At 63.1% G+C, this 25,379-nt stretch carries 26 protein-coding genes; 15 read left to right on the forward strand and 11 right to left on the reverse strand.

Annotated features, from left to right (window positions below):
- The first annotated feature begins 29 nt into the window (after positions 1 to 29).
- The 5 genes from uvrD (at position 30) to PP263_RS16020 (ending at position 5,954) form a co-directional block, all read left to right on the forward strand.
- Entirely contained in the window at positions 30 to 2,225 is a 2,196-nt protein-coding gene (gene uvrD / locus PP263_RS16000) for a DNA helicase II (protein WP_308364693.1), read from the forward strand.
- Positions 2,226 to 2,307: 82 nt separating this feature from the next.
- Positions 2,308 to 2,748: a GNAT family N-acetyltransferase gene (locus tag PP263_RS16005; protein WP_308364695.1), complete on the forward strand. Its 441-nt coding sequence runs from the start codon at positions 2,308 to 2,310 to the stop codon at positions 2,746 to 2,748.
- A 128-nt stretch (positions 2,749 to 2,876) separates the two neighbouring features.
- Positions 2,877 to 4,016, forward strand: coding sequence for a TRAP transporter substrate-binding protein (locus tag PP263_RS16010; protein ID WP_308368624.1), 1,140 nt, complete (start codon positions 2,877 to 2,879; stop codon positions 4,014 to 4,016).
- 173 nt (positions 4,017 to 4,189) lie between these two features.
- Positions 4,190 to 4,963, forward strand: coding sequence for a hypothetical protein (locus PP263_RS16015; RefSeq protein WP_308364696.1), 774 nt, complete (start codon positions 4,190 to 4,192; stop codon positions 4,961 to 4,963).
- A gap of 52 nt (positions 4,964 to 5,015) precedes the next feature.
- Positions 5,016 to 5,954 (forward strand): hypothetical protein, encoded by a 939-nt coding sequence (locus tag PP263_RS16020; protein WP_308364697.1) that lies wholly within the window; start codon positions 5,016 to 5,018, stop codon positions 5,952 to 5,954.
- A gap of 183 nt (positions 5,955 to 6,137) precedes the next feature.
- On the opposite strand, the gene PP263_RS16025 is transcribed toward PP263_RS16020, so the two are convergent.
- The 5 genes from PP263_RS16025 to PP263_RS16045 form a co-directional block, all read right to left on the reverse strand.
- The gene (locus PP263_RS16025; RefSeq protein ID WP_308364698.1) at positions 6,138 to 6,380 is read right to left on the reverse strand and encodes a hypothetical protein; all 243 of its coding nucleotides are present in this window, start codon (positions 6,378 to 6,380) and stop codon (positions 6,138 to 6,140) included.
- A 28-nt stretch (positions 6,381 to 6,408) separates the two neighbouring features.
- Complete coding sequence (locus PP263_RS16030; protein ID WP_183460147.1) at positions 6,409 to 6,798, reverse strand: acyl-CoA thioesterase; 390 nt, start codon at positions 6,796 to 6,798, stop codon at positions 6,409 to 6,411.
- A 118-nt stretch (positions 6,799 to 6,916) separates the two neighbouring features.
- On the reverse strand, positions 6,917 to 7,501 hold the full coding sequence (locus PP263_RS16035; protein WP_308364699.1) for a Uma2 family endonuclease: 585 nt from the start codon (positions 7,499 to 7,501) through the stop codon (positions 6,917 to 6,919).
- 75 nt (positions 7,502 to 7,576) lie between these two features.
- Complete coding sequence (locus PP263_RS16040) at positions 7,577 to 8,932, reverse strand: TRAP transporter large permease subunit (protein ID WP_308364700.1); 1,356 nt, start codon at positions 8,930 to 8,932, stop codon at positions 7,577 to 7,579.
- Positions 8,929 to 9,498 carry a TRAP transporter small permease subunit gene (locus tag PP263_RS16045; RefSeq protein ID WP_308364701.1) on the reverse strand — a complete coding sequence of 190 codons (570 nt, stop codon included), beginning with the start codon at positions 9,496 to 9,498 and terminating at the stop codon, positions 8,929 to 8,931. Before PP263_RS16045 ends, PP263_RS16040 begins: the two co-directional genes overlap by 4 nt.
- 186 nt (positions 9,499 to 9,684) lie before the next feature.
- On the opposite strand from PP263_RS16045, the gene PP263_RS16050 reads away from it, so the two are divergent.
- The 6 genes from PP263_RS16050 to PP263_RS16075 all read left to right on the forward strand — a co-directional run bounded on the left by PP263_RS16050 (position 9,685) and on the right by PP263_RS16075 (position 15,663).
- On the forward strand, positions 9,685 to 10,755 hold the full coding sequence (locus tag PP263_RS16050) for a PstS family phosphate ABC transporter substrate-binding protein (protein WP_308364703.1): 1,071 nt from the start codon (positions 9,685 to 9,687) through the stop codon (positions 10,753 to 10,755).
- 207 nt (positions 10,756 to 10,962) lie between these two features.
- A complete protein-coding gene (pstC, locus tag PP263_RS16055) occupies positions 10,963 to 12,342 on the forward strand; it encodes a phosphate ABC transporter permease subunit PstC (RefSeq protein ID WP_308364705.1) in 1,380 nt (459 codons plus the stop codon).
- Entirely contained in the window at positions 12,335 to 13,621 is a 1,287-nt protein-coding gene (gene pstA / locus PP263_RS16060; protein WP_308364707.1) for a phosphate ABC transporter permease PstA, read from the forward strand. Before pstC ends, pstA begins: the two co-directional genes overlap by 8 nt.
- 164 nt (positions 13,622 to 13,785) lie before the next feature.
- Positions 13,786 to 14,526, forward strand: coding sequence for a phosphate ABC transporter ATP-binding protein PstB (gene pstB / locus PP263_RS16065; protein WP_308368625.1), 741 nt, complete (start codon positions 13,786 to 13,788; stop codon positions 14,524 to 14,526).
- Positions 14,527 to 14,539: 13 nt separating this feature from the next.
- On the forward strand, positions 14,540 to 15,253 hold the full coding sequence (gene phoU / locus PP263_RS16070; RefSeq protein ID WP_374693724.1) for a phosphate signaling complex protein PhoU: 714 nt from the start codon (positions 14,540 to 14,542) through the stop codon (positions 15,251 to 15,253).
- Positions 15,254 to 15,324: 71 nt separating this feature from the next.
- Positions 15,325 to 15,663, forward strand: a complete 339-nt coding sequence (locus tag PP263_RS16075) for an antibiotic biosynthesis monooxygenase (protein WP_308364710.1) — start codon at positions 15,325 to 15,327, stop codon at positions 15,661 to 15,663.
- An 87-nt stretch (positions 15,664 to 15,750) separates the two neighbouring features.
- Here the strand turns inward: PP263_RS16075 and PP263_RS16080 are convergent, their stop codons facing one another.
- The 4 genes from PP263_RS16080 to PP263_RS16095 form a co-directional block, all read right to left on the reverse strand.
- Entirely contained in the window at positions 15,751 to 16,899 is a 1,149-nt protein-coding gene (locus PP263_RS16080; RefSeq protein ID WP_308364712.1) for a DUF2235 domain-containing protein, read from the reverse strand.
- Between the two features lie 206 nt (positions 16,900 to 17,105).
- Positions 17,106 to 17,540 (reverse strand): type II toxin-antitoxin system VapC family toxin, encoded by a 435-nt coding sequence (locus PP263_RS16085; RefSeq protein ID WP_308364713.1) that lies wholly within the window; start codon positions 17,538 to 17,540, stop codon positions 17,106 to 17,108.
- Complete coding sequence (locus tag PP263_RS16090; RefSeq protein ID WP_183460169.1) at positions 17,537 to 17,758, reverse strand: AbrB/MazE/SpoVT family DNA-binding domain-containing protein; 222 nt, start codon at positions 17,756 to 17,758, stop codon at positions 17,537 to 17,539. Before PP263_RS16090 ends, PP263_RS16085 begins: the two co-directional genes overlap by 4 nt.
- An 82-nt stretch (positions 17,759 to 17,840) precedes the next feature.
- Positions 17,841 to 19,115, reverse strand: a complete 1,275-nt coding sequence (locus tag PP263_RS16095) for a M48 family metalloprotease (RefSeq protein WP_308364715.1) — start codon at positions 19,113 to 19,115, stop codon at positions 17,841 to 17,843.
- 71 nt (positions 19,116 to 19,186) lie between these two features.
- On the opposite strand from PP263_RS16095, the gene PP263_RS16100 reads away from it, so the two are divergent.
- The 4 genes from PP263_RS16100 to PP263_RS16115 all read left to right on the forward strand — a co-directional run bounded on the left by PP263_RS16100 (position 19,187) and on the right by PP263_RS16115 (position 21,554).
- Positions 19,187 to 19,666: a DUF4265 domain-containing protein gene (locus PP263_RS16100; RefSeq protein ID WP_183460173.1), complete on the forward strand. Its 480-nt coding sequence runs from the start codon at positions 19,187 to 19,189 to the stop codon at positions 19,664 to 19,666.
- A 114-nt stretch (positions 19,667 to 19,780) separates the two neighbouring features.
- Positions 19,781 to 20,566, forward strand: coding sequence for a peroxide stress protein YaaA (gene yaaA / locus PP263_RS16105; protein ID WP_308364717.1), 786 nt, complete (start codon positions 19,781 to 19,783; stop codon positions 20,564 to 20,566).
- Positions 20,563 to 21,183 carry a DUF938 domain-containing protein gene (locus PP263_RS16110; protein WP_308364720.1) on the forward strand — a complete coding sequence of 207 codons (621 nt, stop codon included), beginning with the start codon at positions 20,563 to 20,565 and terminating at the stop codon, positions 21,181 to 21,183. Before yaaA ends, PP263_RS16110 begins: the two co-directional genes overlap by 4 nt.
- Positions 21,184 to 21,194: 11 nt before the next feature.
- On the forward strand, positions 21,195 to 21,554 hold the full coding sequence (locus PP263_RS16115) for a hypothetical protein (RefSeq protein ID WP_308364721.1): 360 nt from the start codon (positions 21,195 to 21,197) through the stop codon (positions 21,552 to 21,554).
- Between the two features lie 180 nt (positions 21,555 to 21,734).
- On the opposite strand, the gene PP263_RS16120 is transcribed toward PP263_RS16115, so the two are convergent.
- Positions 21,735 to 23,966 carry a lipopolysaccharide kinase InaA family protein gene (locus tag PP263_RS16120; RefSeq protein ID WP_308364722.1) on the reverse strand — a complete coding sequence of 744 codons (2,232 nt, stop codon included), beginning with the start codon at positions 23,964 to 23,966 and terminating at the stop codon, positions 21,735 to 21,737.
- A gap of 82 nt (positions 23,967 to 24,048) precedes the next feature.
- Positions 24,049 to 25,344: a phosphate regulon sensor histidine kinase PhoR gene (gene phoR, locus PP263_RS16125; protein ID WP_308364724.1), complete on the reverse strand. Its 1,296-nt coding sequence runs from the start codon at positions 25,342 to 25,344 to the stop codon at positions 24,049 to 24,051.
- Positions 25,345 to 25,379 lie beyond the last annotated feature (35 nt).

Below are 25,379 nucleotides of genomic sequence, written 5' to 3' on the forward strand. Positions count from 1 at the left end.
GAGGCCCCGGCTCTGGTACAATCCCCGCCATGGACGTATCGCAGATTCTAGACCCCCTCAACGACGCCCAGCGCGAGGCCGTGGCCGCGCCCCCGGGCAACCAACTGGTACTGGCCGGCGCCGGCTCCGGCAAGACCCGCGTGCTGGTGCATCGTATCGCCTGGCTGATGCAGGTGGAGGGGGCCTCCCCCTACTCCATCCTCTCGGTCACCTTTACCAACAAGGCCGCCCGCGAGATGCGCGGGCGCATCGAGGAGCTGCTGGGGGTAAACACCTTCGGCATGTGGGTGGGCACCTTCCACGGCCTGGCCCACCGGCTGCTCAAGGCCCACTGGAAAGAGGCCAACCTGCCGCAGAACTTCCAGATTCTCGATTCCGACGACCAGCTGCGCCTGATCAAGCGGGTGCAGAACGACCTGCAACTGGACGAATCCAAATGGTCGCCGCGGGAGACCCAGTGGTGGATCGGCTCGCAGAAGGACGAGGGCCTGCGCCCGCACTACATCAATGCCGGCGGCGATCCCTGGCTGCAGACTATGGTGCGCATCTATTTCGCCTACGAGGAGGCCTGCCAGCGCGGCGGTCTCGTCGATTTCGGCGAGCTGCTGCTGCGCGCCCACGAGCTGTGGCTGAACAACGACAGCGTGCTGGCCCACTACCGCCGCCGCTTCCCGCATATCCTGGTGGACGAGTTTCAGGACACCAACACCATCCAATACGCCTGGCTGCGCCTGCTCGCCGGTGACCAGTGCCATATCACCGCGGTGGGTGACGACGACCAGTCCATCTACGGCTGGCGCGGGGCCAAAATCGAGAATATCCAGCACTTCGCTCGGGATATGCACGACGTGCAGATGGTGCGCCTGGAGCAGAACTACCGCTCCACCGCCACCATCCTCAACGCCGCCAACGCGGTGATCGCGAACAACGCCGGGCGCCTGGGCAAGGAGCTGTGGACCAATGGCGAGGAAGGCGAACCCCTCGCGGTCTACGCCGCTTACAACGAGCAGGACGAAGCGCGCTTTATCGTCGACCGCATCGACGACTGGGTGCGCGACGGCAACCGCCGCGACAGCGTGGCCATCCTCTACCGCTCCAATGCCCAGTCGCGGGTACTGGAGGAGGCCCTGCTCCGCGAGCAGGTACCCTACCGCATCTACGGCGGTCAGCGCTTCTACGAGCGCATGGAAATCAAAAATGCCCTCTCCTATATGCGCCTGATCGCCAGCCGCGACGACGACACCGCCTTCGAGCGGGTGGTGAATACCCCCACCCGCGGCATAGGTGCGCGCAGCGTCGAGGCGGTGCGGTCTTATGCCCGCGAGCACGGCAGTTCCCTCTGGAAAGCCGCGACGCAGATGATCGAGCAGCGCGTACTGTCCGCGCGTGCCGGCAATGCGTTGCAGAGCTTTCTCAACCTGGTGGAGCAACTGGCCGCGGATGCCGAAGACAAACTGCTGGATGCGATCGCCGAGGATGTGATCGAGCGCAGCGGCCTGCTGGAATTCCACGGCAAGGAAAAGGGTGAAAAGGGCCAGACCCGGGTGGAGAACCTGCAGGAACTGGTCAGCGCCTGCCGCGCCTTCGATGGCATCGACGTGCCCGAAGGCGAAGAGGAGCCGCCGCTGCTCAACCAGTTCCTGGACAGCGCCGCACTGGACGCCGGCGAGGGCCAGGCGGACGAGTTCGAGGACGCGGTACAGCTGATGACCCTGCACTCCGCCAAAGGCCTCGAATTCCCGCTGGTGTTTATGGCCGGGGTGGAGGAAAACCTCTTCCCGCACAAGATGTCCGCCCAGGAGCCCGGGCGCATGGAGGAGGAGCGCCGCCTCTGCTATGTGGGCATCACCCGAGCGATGCAGAAGCTGTACATCACCTACGCGGAAAACCGCCGCCTGTTCGGCAGCGAGACCTACAACAGCCCGTCGCGCTTTATCGCCGAAATTCCGCCGGAGCTGGTGCACGAGGTGCGCCTGAAAACCGAAATCTCCCGCCCCTTGTTCAACTCGAACTACGGCAAGATCGGCAACCTGTCCGACCCCGCGCCGGACTTCGACGACCTGCCCCCGCTGGCCCTCGGTGGCCGCGTGGAGCACCCCAAATTCGGCGAGGGCACCGTAATACAGTTCGAAGGCAACGGCCCCCGCGCGCGCGTACAGGTCAATTTCGACGATGCGGGCAGCAAGTGGCTGGTAGTGGCCATGGCCAAACTCCAACCGCTCTAACCCCGGGACCGCGGAGCTCCAGCTCCGCAAACGGGCCGCAGGCCCGCAGTGACCAAAAGTGACAGTGTCAGGGAAGAGGAGAATGATCGAAGCGGTTTCCAACAAAAACCTGGAAGACGTGTTGCCATTGATCCGGCAATACCAGGAGTTTTACAAGGTTGAGGATATTTGCGATATGCGCAACCGGGTGTTTTTCTCCCGGTTCGGTGAACAAAGCCGGGATGGCTGTCAGTTCGCCTATCGCCAAGCTGGGAAGTTGGTCGCTTTCGCCACGGTATATTTCACCTATACCAGCACTATTGCGGCGAAGGTGGGTGTTCTGAACGATTTGTTCACCCTGCCCGATTTTCAAAACCGGGGGATTGGGCGCGAACTGATTGAACACTGCCGCCACTATGCGGCCAACAGGGGTGCAGCGAGATTGCAGTGGATGACCGCGTCGGACAACCTGCATGCCCAGAGCCTGTATGATTCGATGAGTACAGGGAAAAGCAGTTGGTATTTTTACACCTACACAGGCTAGGTTTTCCTCTGTAACTGTAGGAGCGGCCCATGGCCGCGATCGGGCTTCGCGAAAAATCTCTGATCGCGGCCATGGGCCGCTCCTACAAAAAGCACAAAAAATATACGAGCAGTAAAAATAAAAAACCGATGAAAAAAATCAACTGGTACCCCCCCATCATCCTCGGCCTGCTCGCCCTGCTGGTCATCACCTTCGGCGCCCTGGTCGCTTCCCGAGCCTCCCTGGGCCCCACGCAGCATTTCTCCGAGGACGGCAGTCGCGAAACCTTCGAGTGGAAACTCGTCACCACCTGGCCGAAGAACTTCCCCGGCCTCGGCAGTGCACCGGAGCGCTTCGCGAAAAAAGTCGAAGCCATGTCCGCCGGGCGCCTGAAGATCAAGGTCTACGGCGCCGGGGAGCTGGTGCCGGCGATGGGGGTGTTCGGCGCGGTATCCGATGGCGCCGCGCAGATGGGCCACGGCGCGGCCTATTACTGGAAGGGAAAAATCCCGGCCGCACAATTTTTTACCGCCGTGCCCTTCGGTCTCAATGCCCAGGAGATGAACGGCTGGCTGCACCACGGCGGCGGCCTGGAGCTGTGGGAAGAACTCTACGCGCCCTTCGACCTGATCCCCATGGCCGGCGGCTCCACCGGCGTGCAGATGGCCGGCTGGTTCAACAAGCAGATCAATTCCGTGGAGGATCTCAAGGGCCTCAAGATGCGCATTCCCGGCATCGGCGGTGAGGTGCTGAACCGCGCCGGCGGCACCGCCGTCACCATCCCCGGCGGCGAGCTGTACACCGCACTGCAGACCGGCGTTATCGATGCCACCGAGTGGGTGGGCCCCTTCAACGACCTGGCCTTCGGCTTCCACCAGATCGCCGATTACTACTACTATCCCGGTTGGCACGAGCCCGGCTCCATCCTGGAATTTATCGTCAACAAGACCGCATTCGAAAAGCTCCCACCGGACCTGCAGGAAATCGTTCGCACCGCCGCCCGAGATGCCAACCAGGATATGCTCGACGAATACACCGCGCGCAACAATCGCGCGTTGAAAGAGCTGGTGGAAAAGCACGGCGTGCAACTCAAGCGCCTGCCCGCGGATGTAATCGCGCACCTGCAGAAAATCAACGACCAGATCATGGAAGAAACCGCGGCGAAGGACCCGCAGTTCGCCCGGGTGTACAAGGCGTTCAAGGAGTTTGAACGGGAGGTGATTCCCTATCACCAGATCAGCGAGGAGGCCTACTATCAGGCGCGGGCGCTGGAGATGGACAGCGACTGATAGGGCGGGCGTGCACCAAGAAATGAGAAACGCGTCACATTTTTGAGGGGCAGCGCCTCTTCTCGCCGGTTATTACCTGAATCAGCTATGCAAACCCCCATAAATCCGAATAATCGTCTAATCGGTCACATTCGAGACCGGAACCGGATCAAAAAAACAATACAGGGGGATTTATGAAATCATTTGTGCGGCTGTCTTTTGCAGCCATTCTTGCCGCGCTGGTTGGTTGTGCGACTCCGCAGCCGCCGGTTCCACTGGATCAAACTTTCTATGCCCAGAACGACGGGAAAACCGTCGGCTTGATGCTGAAAGCGCCCGAGGCTCCGGGTCTCGCGCTGGAAGGCAATATCGGCCTGCTGGACTACGCGATCATCGCCGCGGCCACCAGCTCGCTCAGCAGCCATATCGAAAGTCAGGATCTCGGTGAGTTCCTCGCGGTGTCCGAAGAGCTGAGCCAGGGCTTGGAAAACGAGGGTTTCACCACGGTGCGCCTGGAAGCGCCGGAAAAGGAACCCAAGCTGGCGAAATTCAAGGACCCGGATTCGGGGGACACCGTCTACTACGCTAAGAAAGACCACCGCGGCCTGGCGGAGCAGCACAAGGTGGACTACCTGTTGAAGCTGACGGCCACCCGCGCCGGTCTGGCCCGCCCCTACTACGGTTTTGTTCCCACAGACGCGCCGCGCGCAGTGTTCAATGTGCACGGCGAGCTGATCGACCTGTCTACCAATCAACTGCTCTGGTACGCCAACATCGCCCAATCCGCCTACGCCACTGGCGAGTGGGATGAAGCGCCCAGTTTTCCCGGCCTGACCAACACCTACTACGTGGTGATGAACAAGGCCAAGCAGGACGTACTCGGCGCACTGGCGAAAAACCGGGGTGAGATAGACCGGCTGGCCCTGAAGGCGGATGACGGCGAAGCCACCGAAACCGAGCAGCAATAAAAACCGATAATAAAAAGCTGAGGCGGTGGCTGAGGTCACCGTCGTAACTCCCATGAAAAAAATAATCATCCTTGCGCTGGCGAGTCTGCTGCTCGGGGGCTGCGCCCACAGCGCCAAATACCATATCGCTTCCGGCGATATGCAGACTATTCAATCCCTTGATGGCATCTACCTGGATGTGGCACCGCTGGAAAACGGCCCGCTTACGGTGGAGATCCATCCGGAGCCTTGGCGCTACCAGTCGATCGCCAACGCGCAGTACCAGTACTACACGCCGCCCTCTTCGCCCAACGTCAGCCCCGGCCAGGCAGCCGCCGCTGGTGCGGTGGGCGGCCTGATAGGCACATTGATCGCCAGCAAAATGGCTAAGGACCAAGCCCAAAACGCGGCGCAGCAGCCAGCGCAGCCGCTGATAGACGGCCTGGCTGGCCGCGCGCTGCAGCGCGATGTGCGCGAGGCGGTGGTGGATGGATTGTTGAGTTCGGAATTCGCCGCCGCACGCTCCCTACGCTACGGCCCGATTACCGACGAGAAAGCACCGCGGCTGCTGTTGCAGCCGTCGATCAAGCTGACCAACGGGCTGGACGTACTAAAGTTCAATATCAATGCGGAGCTGTTCGCTGGAGGCAAGCAGCCGCTGTACCGGAATTCCGTTGAATACTGGTCGGCGGGCACCGGTTACGTGGACAAGCAGGGAAATCTGGCCTACTGGCTCGCGGGTGATCTGGAGGCCTTCTACGGCGAACTTAACCTGGCGATGGCGCACACATCGGACTATCTGGCGCAGTCACTCGGCGGAACCCTGCCACGGGAAGACGAAAAACAGGCGACCCACAAGATTGCTGCGAGCGGCGGCTGGGTGATGCTGCGTGGAAACGTGATTCAGGAGACAGACCAGTTCACGGTGCTGAAGGATTTGCGCGGCAATATCAAAATCATCCGCGGCACCTTGATGCAGAGATCAAGCGCGGCCAGCGGTAGCCGGCAATAAATCGTCACCTCGGGATAACTCGGAAATCCCCAATTGGAACAAAGAGCTATGGTCAATGGGATCAGGCTGGATTTATGGCACCAGCTTTAATCTAGCGACTACCAGGTAGTCGGTGACACACTCGCACCCGGTAACAGTCGACGGTATAAACTGCGGTTAGTCGTCCGGACCCGGGCTGGGTTGTTACTGAAAATCACAGGCACCCGGCTCGTAGTTGTAGCGCCCGCCCGCATCCAGGCAGGCGTCCACCTGCCAGAGCAATACAAAATGCATCCGTACCAGCAGCAGTGCGCCCAGAACCAGGAACGCGAGGCCGGACAGGATCGCTTTGCGGCTCCAGCGCAGGCGGCCGAGAATCATCAGTAACACCCCGGTGGGAATCAGCAGGACACCGGCCAGGTTCAGGATTTGTTGCACCATCCCCATGGGTATAGCACCCGCCGGAAGATGGTTACTACGGCAGTGGCCTGGTATGCCCGCGGTCGTCGATGGCCACGAATACAAACTCGCCTTCGGTGACCTTTACCTGCTCGCCGGTATGCACCCGGGTCAGCCAGACTTCCACCATGGTGCGGATCGAGGAGCGGCCCACTTCGATGGCCTCCGCGTAGCAGCTGACGGTGGAGCCCACGGGCACCGGGCGCAGGAACACCATGCTGCCCACCGCGACGGTGGTGACCCGGCCGCGGGCGATGCTCTGGGCGAGAATGGCGCCGGCCAGGTCCATTTGTGACATCAGCCAGCCGGCGAATACGTCCCCCTGGGGGTTGGTGTCGCGGGGCATGGTCTGGGTTTGCAGGGTCAGGGTGCCGGTGGGTTGCGGCTCTTCATCGAGTGCGGACATCGACTGCTCACGTTGTTAGATTTATTGGATTCCGCCGATTTGCGGGTGGCGCATTATAGCACAATTTGACTATCAAATAGCCAGCCCGGCGGATGGGTCCGGCGGTGAGCGGAGGCGGTCATTCGTCCAGGCGTTGCAGTACCGGCTCCCAGTCGATGGTCACGTCCGGCACTGCGGCGGCGGGTGTTTGCCCTTCCAGTTCGCGGATGTCCGGGCGGCCGTAGCCCTCTCCCTGCAGTCGGTAGATGGTGAGAACCCGATCGGCGGGGTGGATCAGCCAGACTTCGGGTACCCGGGCGCGCTCATAGGCGGCGAGCTTGCGGGTCTGGTCGTGGCCGGCAGTGGCCGGGGTGAGCACTTCCACCACCCAGTCCGGCGCGCCCCGCAGGCCGCGGTCGTCCAGCTTGGTGGCGTCGCACACCACCAACAGGTCCGGCTGGACCACGGTGTCGACCAGGTCGTCGGCCTCGTCACTTTTCGGCAGGCGCACATCGAAAGGGGCAATATAAGGCCGGCAAGGTTTGCCTTCCAGGGTGTTGGCTACTTGCCGGGCCATTTCCAGGGCAACCTCCTGGTGCTGGCGCGACGGGGCCGGGGACATTAGGTAGGCGGTGCCGTCGATCAGTTCGTAGCGCACATCTTCCGGCCAGGTCAGATAGTCGGCGTAGGTGTGGTGCTGGCAATCCCGTTGTTGCAGTGCCATGGGGCCTCCGAGGCGATCGGGCGAGCTTTAAGCCTAAGCCTCGCCCTCCGCCTTGGCAACAACCTCCAACAGTGGCTATCCCAGTGCTCCCGGCAGCCAGGTCGCCAGCGCCGGCCAAATTGCCAGCAGGCACAGCACCAGCAGTTGAATGGCGATAAACGGCATCACGCCCCGGTAGATGGCCGCGGTGGCCACTGATTCCGGCGCCACTCCGCGCAGGTAGAAGAGCGCGAAGCCGAACGGCGGGGTGAGGAAAGAGGTCTGCAGGTTGATGGCGATCATAATGCCCAGCCACACCGGGTCCACGCCCATGGCCAGCAGTACCGGGCCGACGATGGGCACCACCACGAAAGTGATCTCGATAAAGTCGAGGATAAAGCCCAGCAGGAAGATCGCCAGCATTACCAGCAGGGTCGCGCCGATCACGCCGCCGGGCAGGTTGGTGAAGAAGCTGGTGACCAGTTCCTCGCCATCATAGCCGCGGAACACCAGCGAGAAGAGCGAGGCGCCGATCAGGATAGCGAACACCATCGCGGTCACCTGCAGGGTGCTGCGTCCCACCTCCCCGGCCCGCTGCCACTTGAGCGCGCCGCGGCTGTAGGCCAGCAGCCCCGATCCCAGGGCGCCCACTGCGGCGGCTTCGGTGGGGGTGGCGATGCCGGTGATGATCGAACCCAGCACCAACAGCATCAACGCAATGGGAGGCAGCAGGCTCATCAGGATCTGCGAGAGGTTCACCTCGCCATCGTCGCCGGTATCCGCAGGCTGGTGGCGGGCCACAAACAGCAGGTAGATGATATAGGCCGCCACCAGCAGCAGCCCGGGAATGATCGCCCCCACGAACAGGTCGCCCACGCTCACCGGCTGCGGGTTGAAAATGCCCGCGGACAGCTGCGCCCGCTGGTAGGCATTGGACAGTGTGTCCCCCAGCAGCACCAGGGCGATGGACGGCGGGATGATCTGGCCCAGGGTGCCGGTGGCACAGATGGTGCCGCTGGCCAGGGTCGGCGAGTAGCCGCGTTTGAGCATGGTGGGCAGGGACATCAGCCCCATGGTCACCACCGTGGCGCCGACGATGCCGGTGCTGGCGGCCAGCAGCGCGCCCACCACCACCACCGAGACCGCCATGCCCGCGGGCACCCGGGAAAACACCCGGGCCAGATTCACCAGCAGCTCCTCGGCGATCCGCGCCCGCTCCAGCATCACGCCCATCAATACGAACAGCGGCACTGCCATCAGGGTGCCGTTCTGCATGATGCCGTAGAGGCGGTCGGGGAAGGCGCGCAGCAGCTCCGGGTCGAATACGCCAGAGACAATACCCAGGCCCGCCGCCAGCAGCGCGGTGCCGCCCAGGGTAAAGGCCACCGGGTAACCGAACATCAGCAGCCCGCACACGGCGAGGAACATCAGCAGGGGAACCAGCTCGATCACACGCCTATCTCCTCTGCCGCGGAGGGTGCAGCCGCCGGTGCCCGGGGAGTCGGCGTCGCTTCCACCTCCATCAGCTGCGCCAGCGCCCGGGCCAGTTCCGCGAGCCCCTGCAGCGCCAGTGTTGCCGCCGCCAGCGGGATCAGGCTCTTGAGCAGGAATACCCCGGGCAGGCCGCCGGCGCTGGAGCTGGTTTCGCGTACCGCCCAGCTGGCGGCGGCGAAATGCCAGCTGCCGATGGCGATAAAGGCGCACAGTGGCAGCAGGAATACCAGGGTCCCCACCGCATCCACCCAGGCCCGGCGACGCGGACTCATGCGGCGGTAGAAGACATCCACCCGCACGTGGGCGCCCGTGTAGAGGGCGTATGCCAGGCCGAGCATAAAGACGGCGCCGTGCAGGTAGACCACCGAGTCCTGCAGGGCCACTGAACCGCCGTTGAAGCCGTAACGCAGCAGTACCACCGCACTCTGCAGCAGTACCATCGCCAGGGTGAACCAGCCGAGCAGGCCGCCGGTGGCGCGCGCCAGGTGGTCCAGGCCGCGGGCACCGCGAAGCAACGGGGACATGGGAGAATTTCTCATCGCATCTTATTGTTCTGTCGAGGGCTCAAGCCTACCGTGTAGACGCTATTGGCGCCAGGGATAGGGGTAGAGAGGGTCTGTAACCATTTTGTCATTTTTCATTCATAGAATCGTCACCCGAAATTCATAGCATCGCCGCGTGAAACAAAACCGAGAACACTGGAGTTCCCTATGAACAAGCGTCCCGCGAGTAAGAAATTAGTGGCCTCGGCCCTGGCGGCCCTGACGATTGCCGCCTCCCAGGCGGCCCTGGCGGCCCGCGATCATATCAGCATCGTCGGCTCTTCCACTGTATATCCTTTTACCACCACCGTGGCCGAGCGCTTCAGCCGCGCCACCCAGTTCAAGACCCCGGTGGTGGAATCCACCGGCACCGGTGGCGGCATGAAGCTGTTCTGCCAGGGCGTGGGTGAGAACACCGCGGATATCACCGGCGCCTCCCGCCGCATCAAGCAGTCCGAGCTGGACATGTGCAACGAAAACGGCGTGGACGTGGTGGAGGTGCAGATCGGCTACGACGGCATCGTGCTGGCCAATGCCAAGAGCGCCGAGCCCTTCGAGCTGAGCCGCCGCGACATCTTCCTGGCCCTGGCCAAGGATGTGCCCAACCCAGACGGCTCCGAGACCCTGGTGCCCAACCCCTACAAAACCTGGAAAGACGTGAACCCCGCCCTGCCCGCGCACAAGATCGAAGTGCTGGGCCCGCCCCCCACTTCCGGTACCCGAGACGCCTTCGCCGAGCTGGCGATGGAAGGTGGCTGCAAGTCCTTCGACTGGATCGCCGCCAAGAAGAAAGAAGACAAGAATGCCTACAAGGCCATCTGCCACAACGTGCGCGAAGACGGCGCCTACGTGGAGGCCGGCGAGAACGACAACCTGATCGTGAACAAGCTGGTGGCCAACCCCAACGCCCTGGGTATCTTCGGCTTCAGTTTCCTCGACCAGAATGCCGACAAGGTGCAGGGTTCCCTGATCGAGGGTCGGGAGCCGACCTTCGAATCCATCGCCGACCAGAGTTACCCGGTCTCCCGCCCGCTGTTCATCTATGCGAAGAAAGCGCACGTGAACGTGGTACCGGGAGTCAAGCAGTTCCTGGCCGAGTTCACCAGCGAGCGCGCCTGGGGCGACGACGGCTACCTGGCCGACAAGGGCATGATCCCGCTGCCGGCGGCCAAGCGCCAGCAGGTAGTGGCGGACGTGCGCAAGCTGAACGCGCTGACCAACCTCGCTGCAAAGAACTGAATTCCTGTTTCCAATCCGGTAAACGGAATTGCCAGCCAGGCCCCAGGGCCTGGCTTTTCATTCGGGCTATCCATGGCCCTCACCCTATGGGCAGCCTTCGGCTGTGCAAAACGGCAGTCCTGCCGTTTTGTTCTTTGTGACGGCGCCATGCAATCGTAGTAAAAAGCCCGGATAATGCCGGCAAAGAATTGAAAGCACGGTAAATCGATGCAAACCCCCACCCTGTTCGCCCTGTTGTTACTGCTGGTCCTGGTGGCCTACGGTACCGGTTTCAGCCGCGCGCTGGCGGCCGCGCGCAGCAGAGGCGGCGTGCGCAACCTGGCTTCGCTGCCGAGTTATTACGGCCTGCACACCGCGCTCTGGTGCGGCCTGCCGGCACTGTTGTTGTTGGGCGCCTGGCTGGCCTTCGACAACGCGATCATCCGCGCGATGGTGATGAACAGTATTCCCGACAGGCCGGAGACCGCCGCCGGGCAGAACCTGCTCTACGCGCAGATCCAGAACCTCGCCGCCGGCAATCTGTTCGGCGAGGCCACGCCGGAACTGCAGGCGGCGGGGGATCGCCTGAACAGTTTGCGCAGCGGCGCGAGCATGCTGCAGGCGGCGCTGACCCTGATACTGGCGCTGGGCCTGGGGGCCTTCGCCCTGCTGCGTTTTTCCCCCGAACTGCGCGCGCGGGAAAAAGTGGAAAAGGTATTGCGCGCAGTACTGCTCGCCTGCGCCTGTGCCGCCATCTTCACCACCGTGGGCATTCTGCTCTCGGTGCTGTTCGAATCCCTGCGTTTCTTCCAGTCGGTGCCGGTCACCGAATTCCTGTTCGGTCTGCACTGGAGCCCGCAGATGGCCCTGCGCGCCGACCAGGTGGGCTCCAGCGGCGCTTTCGGCGCTGTGCCGCTGTTTACCGGTACCCTGATGGTCTCCGCCATCGCCATGTTTGTGGCGGTGCCGGTGGGCCTGATGTCCGCCATCTATCTCGCCGAGTACGCCAGCAAGCGGGTGCGCGCCCTGGCCAAGCCGCTGCTGGAAATCCTCGCCGGCGTGCCCACGGTGGTGTACGGCTTCTTCGCCGCGCTCACGGTCGCGCCTTTTATTCGCGACCTGGCCACCTCCGTCGGCCTGCAGGCCTCCAGCGAGAGTGCGCTGGCCGCCGGGCTGGTGATGGGCATCATGATTATTCCGTTCGTTTCCTCGCTGTCCGACGACGTGATCAATGCCGTGCCCCAGTCCCTGCGCGACGGCGCCCTGGGCCTGGGCTCCACCCGCTCGGAAACGGTGCGCAAGGTGGTGATTCCCGCGGCGCTGCCGGGCATCGTCGGCGGCGTGCTGCTGGCGGTGTCCCGCGCGATCGGCGAGACCATGATCGTGGTGATGGCTGCGGGTCTGGCCGCCAACCTCACCGCCAATCCGCTGGAGTCGGTGACCACGGTGACGGTGCAGATCGTCACCCTGCTGGTGGGGGACCAGGAGTTCGACAGCCCGAAAACTCTGGCCGCCTTCGCTCTGGGCCTGATGCTGTTTTTGTCCACCCTGGTACTGAACTTCATCGCCCTGCACGTCGTGAGAAAATATCGGGAACAGTATGACTGATCTGACTCAAGCACAGGTGCGCGAGCGCATCGAGCGGCGCCTCGCCAGCCGCCACCGCAAGGAAAAACTCTTCCGCGGCCTGGGCATCGCCAGCATCGCCTTCGGGGTGCTCGCGGTGGTGGTGCTGTTTACCGATATTATTTCCAAGGGCAGCGGCGCTTTCGTGCAGAGCGCCATCGAGCTGCGCGTGCACTACGACGAGCAGGTGCTGGGCATCGACAAGGTGGACGACGAAAGCCTGGCCTGGGCCAACTTCGACGGCGTGATTCGCCAGGCGTTGCTGCAGCGTTTTCCCGAGGTGAGCGGGCGCAAGGAAAAACGCGAGCTCTACTCGTTGGTCTCCACCGGCGCACCCTTTACCCTGCGCGACCGCCTCAAGGCCGACCCCGAATTGCTGGGGCAGAGCGAAACCCTGTGGCTGGCCGCCGACGACGACGTGGATACCTTCGTCAAGAGCCTGGACGATTCCAAAAATGGCTTCCGTGGCCGCACCTCGGACCAGAAGGCCGGTTGGATCCAGCAGTTGATGGAAAGCGGCGAGCTGAAGAAACGCTTCAACACCACCTTCTTTACCAACGGCGATTCCCGCGAGCCGGAACAGGCGGGCATTCGCGCGGCGCTGGTGGGCTCCCTGCTCACCATGCTGGTGACATTACTGTTGTCCTTTCCCATCGGCGTGTCCGCGGCGATTTACCTGGAGGAGTACGCGCCGAAAAACCGCTGGACCGACCTGATCGAGGTGAATATCAACAACCTCGCCGCGGTGCCGTCCATCGTCTTCGGCCTGCTGGGCCTGGCGATCTTTATCAACTTTTTCGAGCTGCCGCGTTCCGCGCCGTTGGTCGGTGGTCTGGTGCTGACGCTGATGACCCTGCCGACGATCATTATCACCAGCCGCGCCTCGCTCAAATCGGTGCCGCCGTCGATCCGCGAGGCGGCCATGGGCATGGGTGCGTCGCGCATGCAGGTGGTGTTTCACCATGTGCTGCCGCTGGCGCTGCCCGGCATGCTCACCGGCGCGATTATCGGCATGGCCCAGGCTCTCGGCGAGACGGCGCCGCTGCTGATGATCGGCATGGTGGCGTTTATCGTCGACGTGCCCGGCGGCATTACCGATCCGGCCACGGTACTGCCGGTACAGATCTACCTCTGGGCGGACAGCCCCGAGCGTGCCTTTGTCGAGCGCACCTCCGCGGCCATCATGGTATTGCTCGCCGTGCTGATCGCAATGAACACCAGCGCGGTCTGGCTGCGCAAAAAACTCGAGCGCCGCTGGTAGCGGCCGACAAACGGGATTATCTTCCGATGACTACAATGACCCTGGACGCCGCCGGCCAAGCCGGAGCCGCGAAACCCAAAACGGTAGAACGAGAGACAGTGGATACCCAGAGAAAGGTAACCGAAACCGTCGGTCGGCCACTGTGCGACAACGCCAAGCTGCGCATGCGCAACGTCAATGTCTTCTACGGCGAGGCCCAGGCGATTCACAATGTGAGCCTGGATATCGGCCGCAACGAAGTGGTGGCGATGATCGGACCCTCCGGCTGCGGCAAGTCCACATTCCTGCGCTGCCTCAACCGCATGAACGACACCATCGAAGGGTGTCGCGTCGAGGGCGAACTCACCCTCGACGGCGAGCCGATCTACGGCCCCAAAGTCGACGTGGTGCCGCTGCGCGCGCGGGTGGGCATGGTGTTTCAGAAGCCGAATCCCTTCCCCAAGTCCATCTACGACAACGTCGCCTACGGCCCCAAGATCCACGGTATCGCCAGCCGGCGCGCGGAACTGGACGAGATCGTCGAGAACAGCCTGCGCCGCGCCGGCCTGTGGAACGAGGTAAAGGACCGTTTGGACAAGCCCGGCACCGGCCTTTCCGGCGGCCAGCAGCAGCGCCTGTGTATCGCCCGCGCCATCGCCGTGAGCCCGGAGGTGATCCTGATGGACGAGCCCTGCTCCGCCCTGGACCCCATCGCCACCGCGCGCATCGAAGAGCTGATCGACGAGCTGCGGGAGAACTACACTATCGCCATCGTCACCCACTCCATGCAGCAGGCCGCGAGGGTCAGTCAGCGCACCGCCTATTTTCACCTGGGGCACCTGGTGGAGGTGAACGACACTGAAACGGTGTTTACCAACCCGCAACACGAATTGACCGAGGCCTATATCACCGGCCGTTTCGGCTGAGGCAACCAACTCCCTGAGAACCACTATGGACATGCATTTCGACCAACACATCTCCCGCCAATTTAACGAGGACCTGGAAAGCATCAAGACCGAGATGCTGGAAATGGGCGGCATGGTGGCGCGCCAGGTGGCTGACGCGGTGGATTCACTGGCCAACGCCGACAGCGAACTGGCGGAAAAGGTGCTGCGCATCGAAGAGGAAATCGACAAGCGCGAAATGGCCCTGGACGAGCACGCCACGCTGATTATCGCCAAGCGCCAGCCCGCCGCCTCCGACCTGCGCATGGTGATGTCGGTGATCCGCATCGCCCGCGACCTGGAGCGGGTCGGCGACGAGGCGAGCAAGATCGCCAAGATGGCCATCGCACTCACCGACGAGGGTTCCGCGCCGCGCGGTTACACCGAGATCCGCCATATCGCCAGCGCCGTGCGCAGGATGCTCAACGACTCCCTCGACGCCTATACCCGCTTCGATGTGAAATCCGCGATGGACACCCTCGCGGAAGACGAGCAGGTGGACATGGATTACCGCACCGCGGTGCGCGAGCTGATCACCTACATGATGGAAGACCCGCGCAGTATCTCGCGGGTGATCAACGTCCTCTGGACCCTGCGCTCCCTGGAGCGTATCGGCGATCACGCCAAGAATATCTGCGAGCAGGTGGTCTACCTGGTGGAGGGCGCCGACATCCGCCACGGCCATGAGGACAAGCTGAAAAAGGCCTGATGCCGGGAGCGCCGAGCCCCAGCTCGGCAAGCGGGCCGCAGGCCCGCCCTCTGCAGGAGCTTGTTTGTGAAATGAAATACATCTTCGAAGTCCGCATCAAGGAAGGTCACACCGCCGAGGAATACGCCGAGGCCTGGGTGCGCGCCTCCGAACTGATCCAGCGCGCCCCCGGCGCCAGGGGCACCGAGCTGCGTCGGAAAATCGGCGACCCCAATACCCTGATCGCCATCGCCAGCTGGAACAGCAAGGCGGACAGGGATGCCATGGAAGCCCGGCACAACCCCGGGATCGACGAGATTATCCGCAGCGCCGCCCCCTTCGTGGAAGTCCGCCCACTGGGCGAATTCGAGGAGCCCGAGTGGGTAGTGGAGCCCCCCGATACTAAGTTGGAGGGATCAGCGGATAGTTAACGGGGTACCCCTGGGAACGCCGAGCTCCAGCTCGGCTTGCGGGCCATCAGCCCGCCCCGTTGCAGCACTCTGATTTCGTAAATAACGCTACTCCACAATCTCATAATTCCCCTTCAACGCCGCCAGGTTATCCGGCAAATACAAAATAGGCGTCAACTTCACAAAGGTGCTGGTGGACTCCACCAGATGCAGTTTCTCGCACTCCTTCAGATCCACCACGGACTTGTGAACCCTGGGCTTGATTGCGGACTTCTCCCCGTCCCTGGAAACGTAGACATCTCGAAGGTACTTCTTGAACCCCTCGCCGTGGTAGTGCAGATGTATCCTGTCGTTGATCAGGTCTACCTGCGTATGCCTATCCAGTTCCGTCTGGTCGAACTGCACCGGATTGCCGGGAAAATATTCCCGCAGGCGCTTCACCATAAAGTTCAGGGAGATTTTTCCCAGTTCATTCAGCCGGTAGCCGCCGCCCACGTCCGAGTGCACGCCGGGGAACCAGACTTCCTCCACCTTTTCATCATGGTTGCACAGGGTGGGCACGAAGGGCTCGCGGCTCTCGTCCAGGCTGACACAGTGCACCACCCGCCGGATGTTCTCCGCCACTCGGAGGTTGCGGAACAGGTTGAGTTTCTGCAGCTTGATAAATCCCAGGTTCACCGGCACGCCGAAGGCGCCCACCGTGTCGAAGATACCCAGGAACTGGACGTCCACCGCTTCGTCATCCGGCACCCCGCCGTCGTAGCGCAGGAAATATTCCTCCAGAACCCCGTCGTTATCGTTCTTTTCGAAAGTGGCCGTAAGCCGGGAAAGAATACCGTATTTGTGGATTTTCGCCGCCAATAGCCGCGCGCAGGCGGCGCCGCGGCTGAATCCGAAAATGCTGATGGAATCCCCGGGGGCGTAGTGATCCACCAGTTGTACATAGGCGTGGTCGCGGATGCGCTTTTCCCCGGCGCCGAAGGCACCTTCGTAGAAGGTACCCAGGGCGCCGTTGTCCTCGTCGTTGCCCACACCGCGGAAATACAACGCCACTTGGTTTTCGCTCTCGATGCGGTGGGGAATGTCGTCTTCGTGCAGCGTGCCGGCGATGGAGCGGAACATCCGGTAGATGTTGGTGGTGATTCCGTCGCCATCCTTGCCGTCCTCATCGTTCCAGGTGCCGTCTAGGAAGATCAGGATATGCTTGGGGCTGGCGGAGGCGGGTTTTTTACTGAACTCCTTTGTGTAGCTTGTCATTTTTATTTCCTTTGGTTTTTCAGAGGTTCCTTAGCTTCCAGCCGCAACCACTTTTCTGTTGTCGGTCAACATCAGCGACAACAATAATCCCCAGCATCAGGAACTGTCCGAAAACAGACGCCTCCTGCGGCCGGACAAACTGGGGATTAAAAGGCGAGAAAGAAATTGGCGGTTCTGGGATTCAGCACCACGGAGAGATTTATCTTTTAGGGTTTTCTGGTGCCGGGCAGTACTTGTGCCGCCGCATCAAAGGTAAATACTCCGGAAAGCCGTTCGCCGGAATCCCGCGCATAGGAATGCGCCTTGTTGACAATCAGGGCATCGGGAAAGTCCGCCAGCTTTCTTTTGCCGCCACTTTTTACCGATCTGGCCTTGCGGTAGTCGCACAGGGCGCGCCATACCGTCTGACCGTCTTCGAAATGGATATTGGGTTCTTCAAACAGGGCGTTGATTACCCGGATTATGGCGTCCCTGTCGAGTTTGTATTTCTTGCCTTTGAGGGTCCAAATGGTTTCCGCCAGCACTACATCGGTTACCAGCACCGATTGTGAGCCGTTGATCAATGTGGAGGCCTTCCTGCTCTGGGTTTCGTTATCGGCGAGCAGGTAGCGTAGCAATACATTGGTGTCTATCGCGATCACGAGGCGAGGCCGCTCTCCAGGGAGGCCTCGTCGCTGATCCGGGAATCGATTTTCCGCCCGGACAGAATCCCTTTTGCCGCACCGGCCTTTTTCTTCACGATGGTTATATGGCCCTCGTTGTCCACATAGCTTTCGAATTCGTCCCCCGGGCCTATGCCCGCCAGGCGGCACTGTTCGATCGGCAGGGTGATTTGCCTTTTGGCGCTGACTTTTGGCATGGGATCTCTCTTTGCGGATCACTATTTGGTAAAGGTTGGTCCAATCTTTACCAAATGTCAAACAGTAAAGAATTTTGCCATGTCAGCCCTTGTTGCCAATCGCCTGCATCCGCGCCTGGGCCTTGCTGCCGATCTCCCCGCCCGCCTGTGCAGCAGTTTGGTAGTGGCTGTAAGCGTTCCGTACGTTGCCCTGCTTTTCGTTGACCTGCCCCAGGTAATAGTGGGCGTGGGCGGTTTCCAGGTAGCGCAGTGAGCGCTCCAGGTCGCGCTCGGCGGCGGTGTAGTTGTTCAACTGGGCGCTGGCCATGCCGCGCTTGAGCCAGTTGGAGAAGAGTCCGGGATTTTTCTGCACCGCGCTGTCGTAGGCTTTGTGGGCATTCCGGTACTGTTTCTTGTGCGCCAGAAGGTCTCCCTCCAGGGCGTAGAAGGAGGCCTCCTTGGGCTGCTGCCGCTGGGCCTGGCGCACCAGGCTGAGGGCGCGGTCGTACTGCTTTTTGTTAATCGCTGCCAGGGCGTCGTCGTAGCTCTGGTAGGCATCGGCGTCGCGCTTCAGCTGGGCGATGGCCCTCTGGTATTGCGCGCGGTTGGTGGCGCCCTTGGGCAGTCCCTCGGCGTGCTTGATATTGGCGTCGACCCGCGACTGGGACGGCGGGTGGCTGGCAAACAGGGCCTGCAGACCGCTGGCCTTTTTGCCCTTGGAGAGCTGCACAAATTTGCGTTGCAGGCGCACCGCGCCCTGGGGGTCGTAGCCCGCGGCGGCCATGTATTTCATGCCGTAGCGGTCGGACTCCAGCTCGTTCTCGCGGCCGTAGCGGGCGATATAGGCGGTGCCGCCCAGCTGGCCGCCGAGGGAGACCAGGTCGCCATAGGCGGTTTCCTTGGTGGCCGCCCCCAGCACCGCCAGGCCCGCGCCCAGCACCTGCTGTTGGGACATGGCCGCGGCGGAGTGGCGCGCGGCGGCGTGCACGATTTCGTGGCCGAGCACCGCGGCCAGCTCCGCCTCGTCCTCCAGCAGCACCAGCAGCCCGCGGTTCACCGCGATCTTGCCGCCGGGCAGCGCCCAGGCGTTGGGCACCGAGTTGTTCAGCACCACGAACTCGTAGGGCAGCTGCGGCTGGTCGGACACCCGCGCCAGCTTCTGGCCCACCCGGTTCACATAGTCCTGCAGCGATTTGTCCAGGATGTACTGGCCGCCCTGTTGCTGCTGGTTGATCGGGTACTGCTGCTCGCCCAGGGCCAGCTCCTGGCCCTGGGATATCAGCGACAGTTCTTTCTTACCGGTGACCGGGTTGACCGCACAACCGGCCAGTAGAGATATGGCCACGGTGGTGGCGGTTATCAGTGCGCGCGAGATCATCGTCTCCTCCCTGTATAATGCCTGGCCAGCTATTTTACACAACTAATACCCGATACAGGGGGAGCGGGGTTATGACGGCACTGCAGGTAATCGAATTGTTCGCCGGCACCAGTCCGGACGGCGAGCCGGTGGTGGAACGCCTGCAGGTGCGGGTGAATGAGGACGACAGCTGCCAGCTGGTGCGTTCGCCGGCGTTTATCAAGGGTATTGCCAGCGGCGATACCATCAAGGTGAACACGGAGAAACAGGAGTTCGAGCTGGTCAAGCGCTCCGGCAACCTGGCGATCCGCGTCTTCTGCCGCGGCGACAGCGCCGCCGTTTCCGACCGGCTCACCCCGCAACTGGAAAAGCTCGGCGGCGAACTGGACCTGGAGAGCCCGCGCCTGCTGGTATACAGCATCCACGTGAGCTGCGGCTTCGCCACTATCGAAAAAATTCTCGACAGCGTGTGCGACGGCGCAAACAGCGTCTGGTACTACGGCAATGTGTACGACCCCCAGGACGGGCAGACGCCGCTGAACTGGTGGCAGGACATTCTCAAACCTGAATAGGCTCAAGCCCGAATAACCCCCCCCGGGAACGCCGAGCCCCAGCTCGGCAATAGTGTACGCAAGAGTGTGTATGCCGAGCTGGGGCTCGGCGCTCCCGGCAAAACAAGGAACCCGATGTTAATCGTTATTTCTCCGGCCAAGACCCTGGACTACGAGAGTCCTATTCCCCTGTTGCCCGAGTTGGAAGTTACCCGACCGGATTTCCTCGGAGACTCCTCCGAGCTGATTAAAGAGCTGCGCGAACTGAGCCCGCAGCAGATCTCCAGCCTGATGAAGATCTCCGACAAGCTGGGCGCGCTCAACTACGACCGCTTCCAGCAGTGGAAGCGCCCCTTCACCGCGAAGAACGCCCGCCCCGCCCTGCTCGCTTTCAAGGGCGATGTGTACACCGGGCTGCAGGCGGAGACCATGGGCAAACGGGATTTCAACTACGCCCAGAAGCACCTGCGCATACTCTCCGGCCTCTACGGCCTGCTTCGCCCGCTGGATCTGATGCAGCCCTACCGGCTGGAGATGGGCACCAAATTTACCAATGCGCGCGGCAAAAACCTCTACGAGTTCTGGGACGGGAAGATCACCGATGCGCTCAACAAGCAGCTGCAGAGTCTGAAGAGCAGGGAGCTGGTCAACCTGGCCTCCAACGAGTACTTCAAGTCGGTGCAGCCCCGGGCGCTGCAGGCGGAAATAATCACACCGCAGTTCAGGGACCTGAAAAACGGCCAGTACAAGATGATCAGCTTCTACGCCAAGCGGGCCCGCGGCGCCATGAGCCGCTGGGCCATCGACCAGCGGGTAAAAAAGGCGGAGGAACTGAAGGGGTTCGACGGCGACGGCTACCGCTACAATGCGGCGCTGTCCAAGGGCAATGACTGGGTTTTCACCCGAGACGAGGCGCAATGAGCGCGGAGCTGCCGGACGCGCCCGCCTGCGCGCGCAACCGCGAGCCGATACTTCGCGAGCTGCGGCGACTGCTGGCGCACCGCCGCTCGGTTCTGGAAATCGGCAGCGGCACCGGCCAGCATGCGGTCTACTTCGCCCCGCGGCTGCCGCACCTCACCTGGCAGACCTCGGATCTCGCGGAGAACCTGCCCGGCATCCGCGCCTGGCTGGCGGCGCAGCCCGCGAACAATATGCCGCCGCCGCTGGAGCTGGACGTGAACGGCGAGTGGCCGGATCTGGCTGTGGACGCCGTGTTCACCGCCAACAGCCTGCATATCATGTCCGCGGATTCGGTGCGGGCCCTCTTTCGCGCGTTGCCCCGGGTATTGCAGCCGGGCGGCGCGCTGATAGTCTATGGCCCGATGAAAATCGCCGGCGACTATATTGGCATTGGCCCCGGCGGCGTCGGCTCCAGCAATGCCGATTTCGACCGCTGGCTGAAGCAGCGCGATCCGCACAGCGGCATCCGCGACCTGGAATGGCTGGACCGGTTGGCGGAAGATGCGGGTCTGCAGCGCGTAGAGAATCACTATCTGCCGGCCAACAACCAGTTGGTGGTCTGGCAACTTATCGAGTAAGGGGGTTTGGGATGCCGGACTGGTTGGAAACGGGAGTGATCATCGCCTTCGCGATTGCGGCGGTGTTCTTTTTTGCCAAATACCGCGAGACCGTCGCGATACTGCACGAGAGCGAGCGCATGAAAAAGCGCCTCTCCGATGACCTGGACCGCTACCGCGATATGCCGCGCCTGCGCGCCCTGCGCGACGCCCTGGTGAGCAACGGCACCCTGCCGGTGGACGACCAGGGGCTCGAGCACCTGCTGCTGCGCGACGGGGAAAAGCAGCTGTATCACCTGACCCTGCGTCGCGAGTGCAACGCGGTGGCTGAGGGGGAGACGGTCACCTATCTCAAGGGCGGAGAGGAGCGGGAGCTCGAAGAGCTGTCGTAGCCTACCCATCCTATCCCATGCCCGTAGTGGCGAACCTCGTGTTCGCCCCTTCGGCGCGTTTCGTCATTCTGGCGCAAGCCAGAATCCAGGTGCCACTGGACTGGATACCGGCCTGCGCCGGTATGACGAGTTAATGAGAGCTCAAATCGAAATTGAGTATCTACAGATCATTTATCGCGGTCAGGATTTCTTCTTGCCCTTCAGCCTGCGCTTGAGCCCGATCTTCAGGTCGTAGTACAGGAACGGCAGTCGGTGCAGCGGCGTGAACCGGCGCCCCAGCGCACCCAGGTAGAGCGCCATAAATTCCTTCCGGCTCTGCCAGTCCAGCTTGTAGCAGGCGCGCTTCAGATCTGAAAGGCGGCGGGAGACGGTCAGCTGCTTGGGGTAGAAGCGCGCGCGGCCGGTGTCGATCAGCGAGAAATGCGGCTCGTTGTTTTCGTCCAGCCGCACCAGCATGTTGCCGCCGGACAGATCGCGGAAATAGGCCCCGCGCTTGTGCAGCTTAAGCAGGAACTGCGCCAGCTTCTGCAGGAACTCCCTCTTGGCCACACCCCGGTGACAACTCGTCCCCTGTTTGAACGCGGAGAAGAAATCGCGTACCGAGAGATTGCCGGGCTGGAATTCACAGATATACCAGTTTTCGGTTGGGGCCCCGCGCTCGATGCGCTCGAACCAGGCCACCGGGCGCGGGGTGGCCACGCCGATGCGCTGCAGCTCCACCGCCCCGTTCCAGCTGCGCAGCCCTTTGGAGGGCTTGAAGCGGTCCGCCAGCTTCTTGTTCCAGGGCAGCCGGTCCGGCTTCTTTACCACCAGGGATTTTTCCGGATCGCGGGGGTCGGCGACCTTCCACACCGCATTGCGGGTCTTGCGCAGCGCGTCCTGTTTCGCCGGTGCCGGCAGCTTTTGCGGGTGCAGTTCAGCGAACAGCTTGTCCGCATCGGCGCGGCTGGCGGCGCATACCATGCCCCGCCACTGGCCGTCGTCGAAGCAGTAGTAGTTGCCGGCATCCGCGTGGGGCGCGATGCGCGCACCGGCGAACACCCGGGCAGCGCGGTTGACCGCCGGCTCCACCGACACAGGCCAGGCCAGGTAGAGCGGCGCCTCGCCGGCCACCTCCGGCATCTCCGCCAGCGGCGCACCGTCGCGATTGCGCCACTCGGCGCGGGCCAGATCCTCGCGGGAGTAGATGGTCATCAGGTCGGCGGCACAGCCGTTGACCGTCCACACCGCGTGGATGCGCTGGTCGCCGCGAACGAATTCGTGCAGCTGCAGGCGGCGGGAATCGCACAGTTGGCCGCGATACTCCGCACCGGGCACGGTGCGGTTGAAAAAGGCCATGGCATCGAAGGCCGGGCGGGCGCGGTAGTTTTGCAGTTCGCCGTAGTTGGTGCCGTAGAAGCACACCAGTTCGTGGGGCGCGGCGCGGCCGCTGCCGTCGTCGATCAGTCCCTCGCGCCAGCTCACCAGCGGGCCCCAGTAGGCGCGGCCCAGGCTGCCGGAAGCGGCGGCCAGCAGCATGTAGCGGGCCAGGTAGTCCGCCTGCTTCTGCTCGCAGTCCTCCAGCATGCGACGGATTCGCCCAAGGGTCCAGAAGGCGTTGGTGGACCAGGTGTGCGCCAGTTGGAAGCGCTCGCTGATGGCCGCCAGCAGGCGCGCCTTCTTCACCAGGTTGAGCTGGTGCAGGTGGGCGAAACGGCGCCCGAGTACCTTGCGATCGTAGTTCTCCGGCTCGGTGGCGCGCTCGGCGAACAGGTTGGTGGTGTGGATTTCCGGAAGCCCGCCGCAACGGCGCAGGGCTTTGAGCAGGCCGACGTTATAGGGGGGTTCGAAGTCGGTGATATTGGGTCCGGCCAGGCGCAGGCCGCGCTGCTGTACCTCTCCGGCGGCTATCTGCCAGGCGCGGGCGAAGAATTCCAGGCGGTGATAGCCGCACCAGCGCCGGCGGTTCACGGTGTTGCCGATCTCCACCGCCTCCAGCCGATCGCCCCAGCGCTCCAGGGCGGTTACCACAAAGTCGTGCCAGCGCTGGCAGGCGTCCGGCAGCCCCATGCGCGCGGCCTCCTCCGGCGGCTGCACCAGGTGCAGCAACACCGCGAAGCCCTCGTCCAGCAGCCGCTGCAGGAAGCGCTCGGTGTGGCCGCCGGGGGCGCAGTAGCCGTAGTCCAGGCGCACGTGGCGAAGGCCCAGCTCGCGCAGCCGTTCGATGATGTAGGTGTCGCTGTCCGGGTCCGCCTGGCTGGCCACGCAGATGGCGGAGAAGTCCTGCGGCACCCGGTGACCGGCGCTGGCGAGATGGCCGGCGGGAGCCCGGAAGTGGCCCCGCAGCAGGTAGGACAGGGCCCCGAGGTGGAAGGCGCCCCGCACCGAGGACAAATCGCGGTCGCCATCTGCAGGAAAAGTCTCTACCGCCACTGCTGGTCTCCCGGAGAATTACTCTGACGTGATCGTGAGGCGGGGGATTCTAGCAGCAATTGGGTAATTTTTAACCTGTAAATTAGGCGGAAGCGGCGGTGGAGAGTTTGCTGGGGGGAAAGTGCAGGGCGAAGGTGCTGCCGCGGCCGGGTGTGCTGTCCACGCTCAGTTCGCCGCTGTGGCGCAGCAGCACGTGTTTGACGATGGCGAGGCCGAGGCCGGTGCCGCCGCTGTCGCGGGAGCGGCCCGCATCCACGCGGTAGAAGCGCTCGGTGAGACGGGGGATGTGGATGGGGTCGATGCCGATGCCGCTGTCCTGTACCGAGAAGTGGCCGCCGCGGCTGTCCACCCACCAGCGCAGCTGGATGGGGCCGCCGGCGGGGCTGTATTTGACCGCGTTCAGCGCCAGGTTGGCGAAGGCGCTGTGCAGCTCGGTGGCGTCGCCGGTGAGGGTGGCGTCCTGCAGGCACTCGACGCTGATCTGGTGGCGTCCGGCGCTGAGGCCGCGGGCCTCCCCCGCCACCCGCTCCATCAGCTCGCGCACGGGGATCTGTTCGCGGCCGCTGTTGCGCTCTGAGGTTTCCAGGCGCGCGAGCAGAAGGAGGTCGTTGACCAGGCTGGTCATGCGCTGGGTCTGATCGAGCATCTGGGCCAGCGGCCGCTGCCAGCCCTGGGGCGCCTGGCCGCTGCCCTCCAGGGTTTCCAGGTAGCCGGCGATCACCGTCAGCGGGGTGCGCAGCTCGTGGGACACATTGGCGACGAAATCCCGGCGCATCTGTTCCAGGTTGTGCAGCCGGGTGACGTCGCGCACGATCACCAGGGCCTCGTCGCGGCCGTAGCGGGTGACTTCCATCTGCAGGATGCGCGCGTCGTTGCCCGGCGCCGGCAGGGTCAGCGGCTCGCGCCGGCCCTGCTGCTGCATGTAGCTGACGAAACCGGGTTCGCGCACGAAATTGATCAGGGGCTGGCCGGCGTCCTCGGGGCGCAGGCCGAGCAGCTCGCCGGCGGCGGGGTTCCACCAGGCCAGGTTGCCGTCGTCCTCCAGTGCCACTATGCCCTCGCGCAGGGCGCTGGTGCTGTCCTGCACGCGGCGCAACATGGCGTGCAGCTTCTGTTTCTCGCGGCGGTGGCGGCGCTGGAGGCGGTAGAAGTCGTCGTAGATGTCGCCCCAGACGCCGAAGGCGGTGGGCGCGGGGCCGCGGCGGCCGTTGGCCAGCCAGCGGTTGAAGCGGCTCTGCTGCCAGAGCACCCAACCCAGGTAGACCGCCAGGCCGAGGGCGATGGCCGGCAGCCAGCGTCCGGTGGAGAAACCGAGAATGGCGCAGCCCAGGGCGATGACGGCAAAGCGCGAGAACTCGCCGATACTGCGATCCAGCATTGAAGGTGTCGCTGTGTTGATTCAGGCGGGCAAAG

The organism is Microbulbifer sp. TB1203, from assembly GCF_030997045.1.
Classification (GTDB): Bacteria; Pseudomonadota; Gammaproteobacteria; order Pseudomonadales; family Cellvibrionaceae; genus Microbulbifer.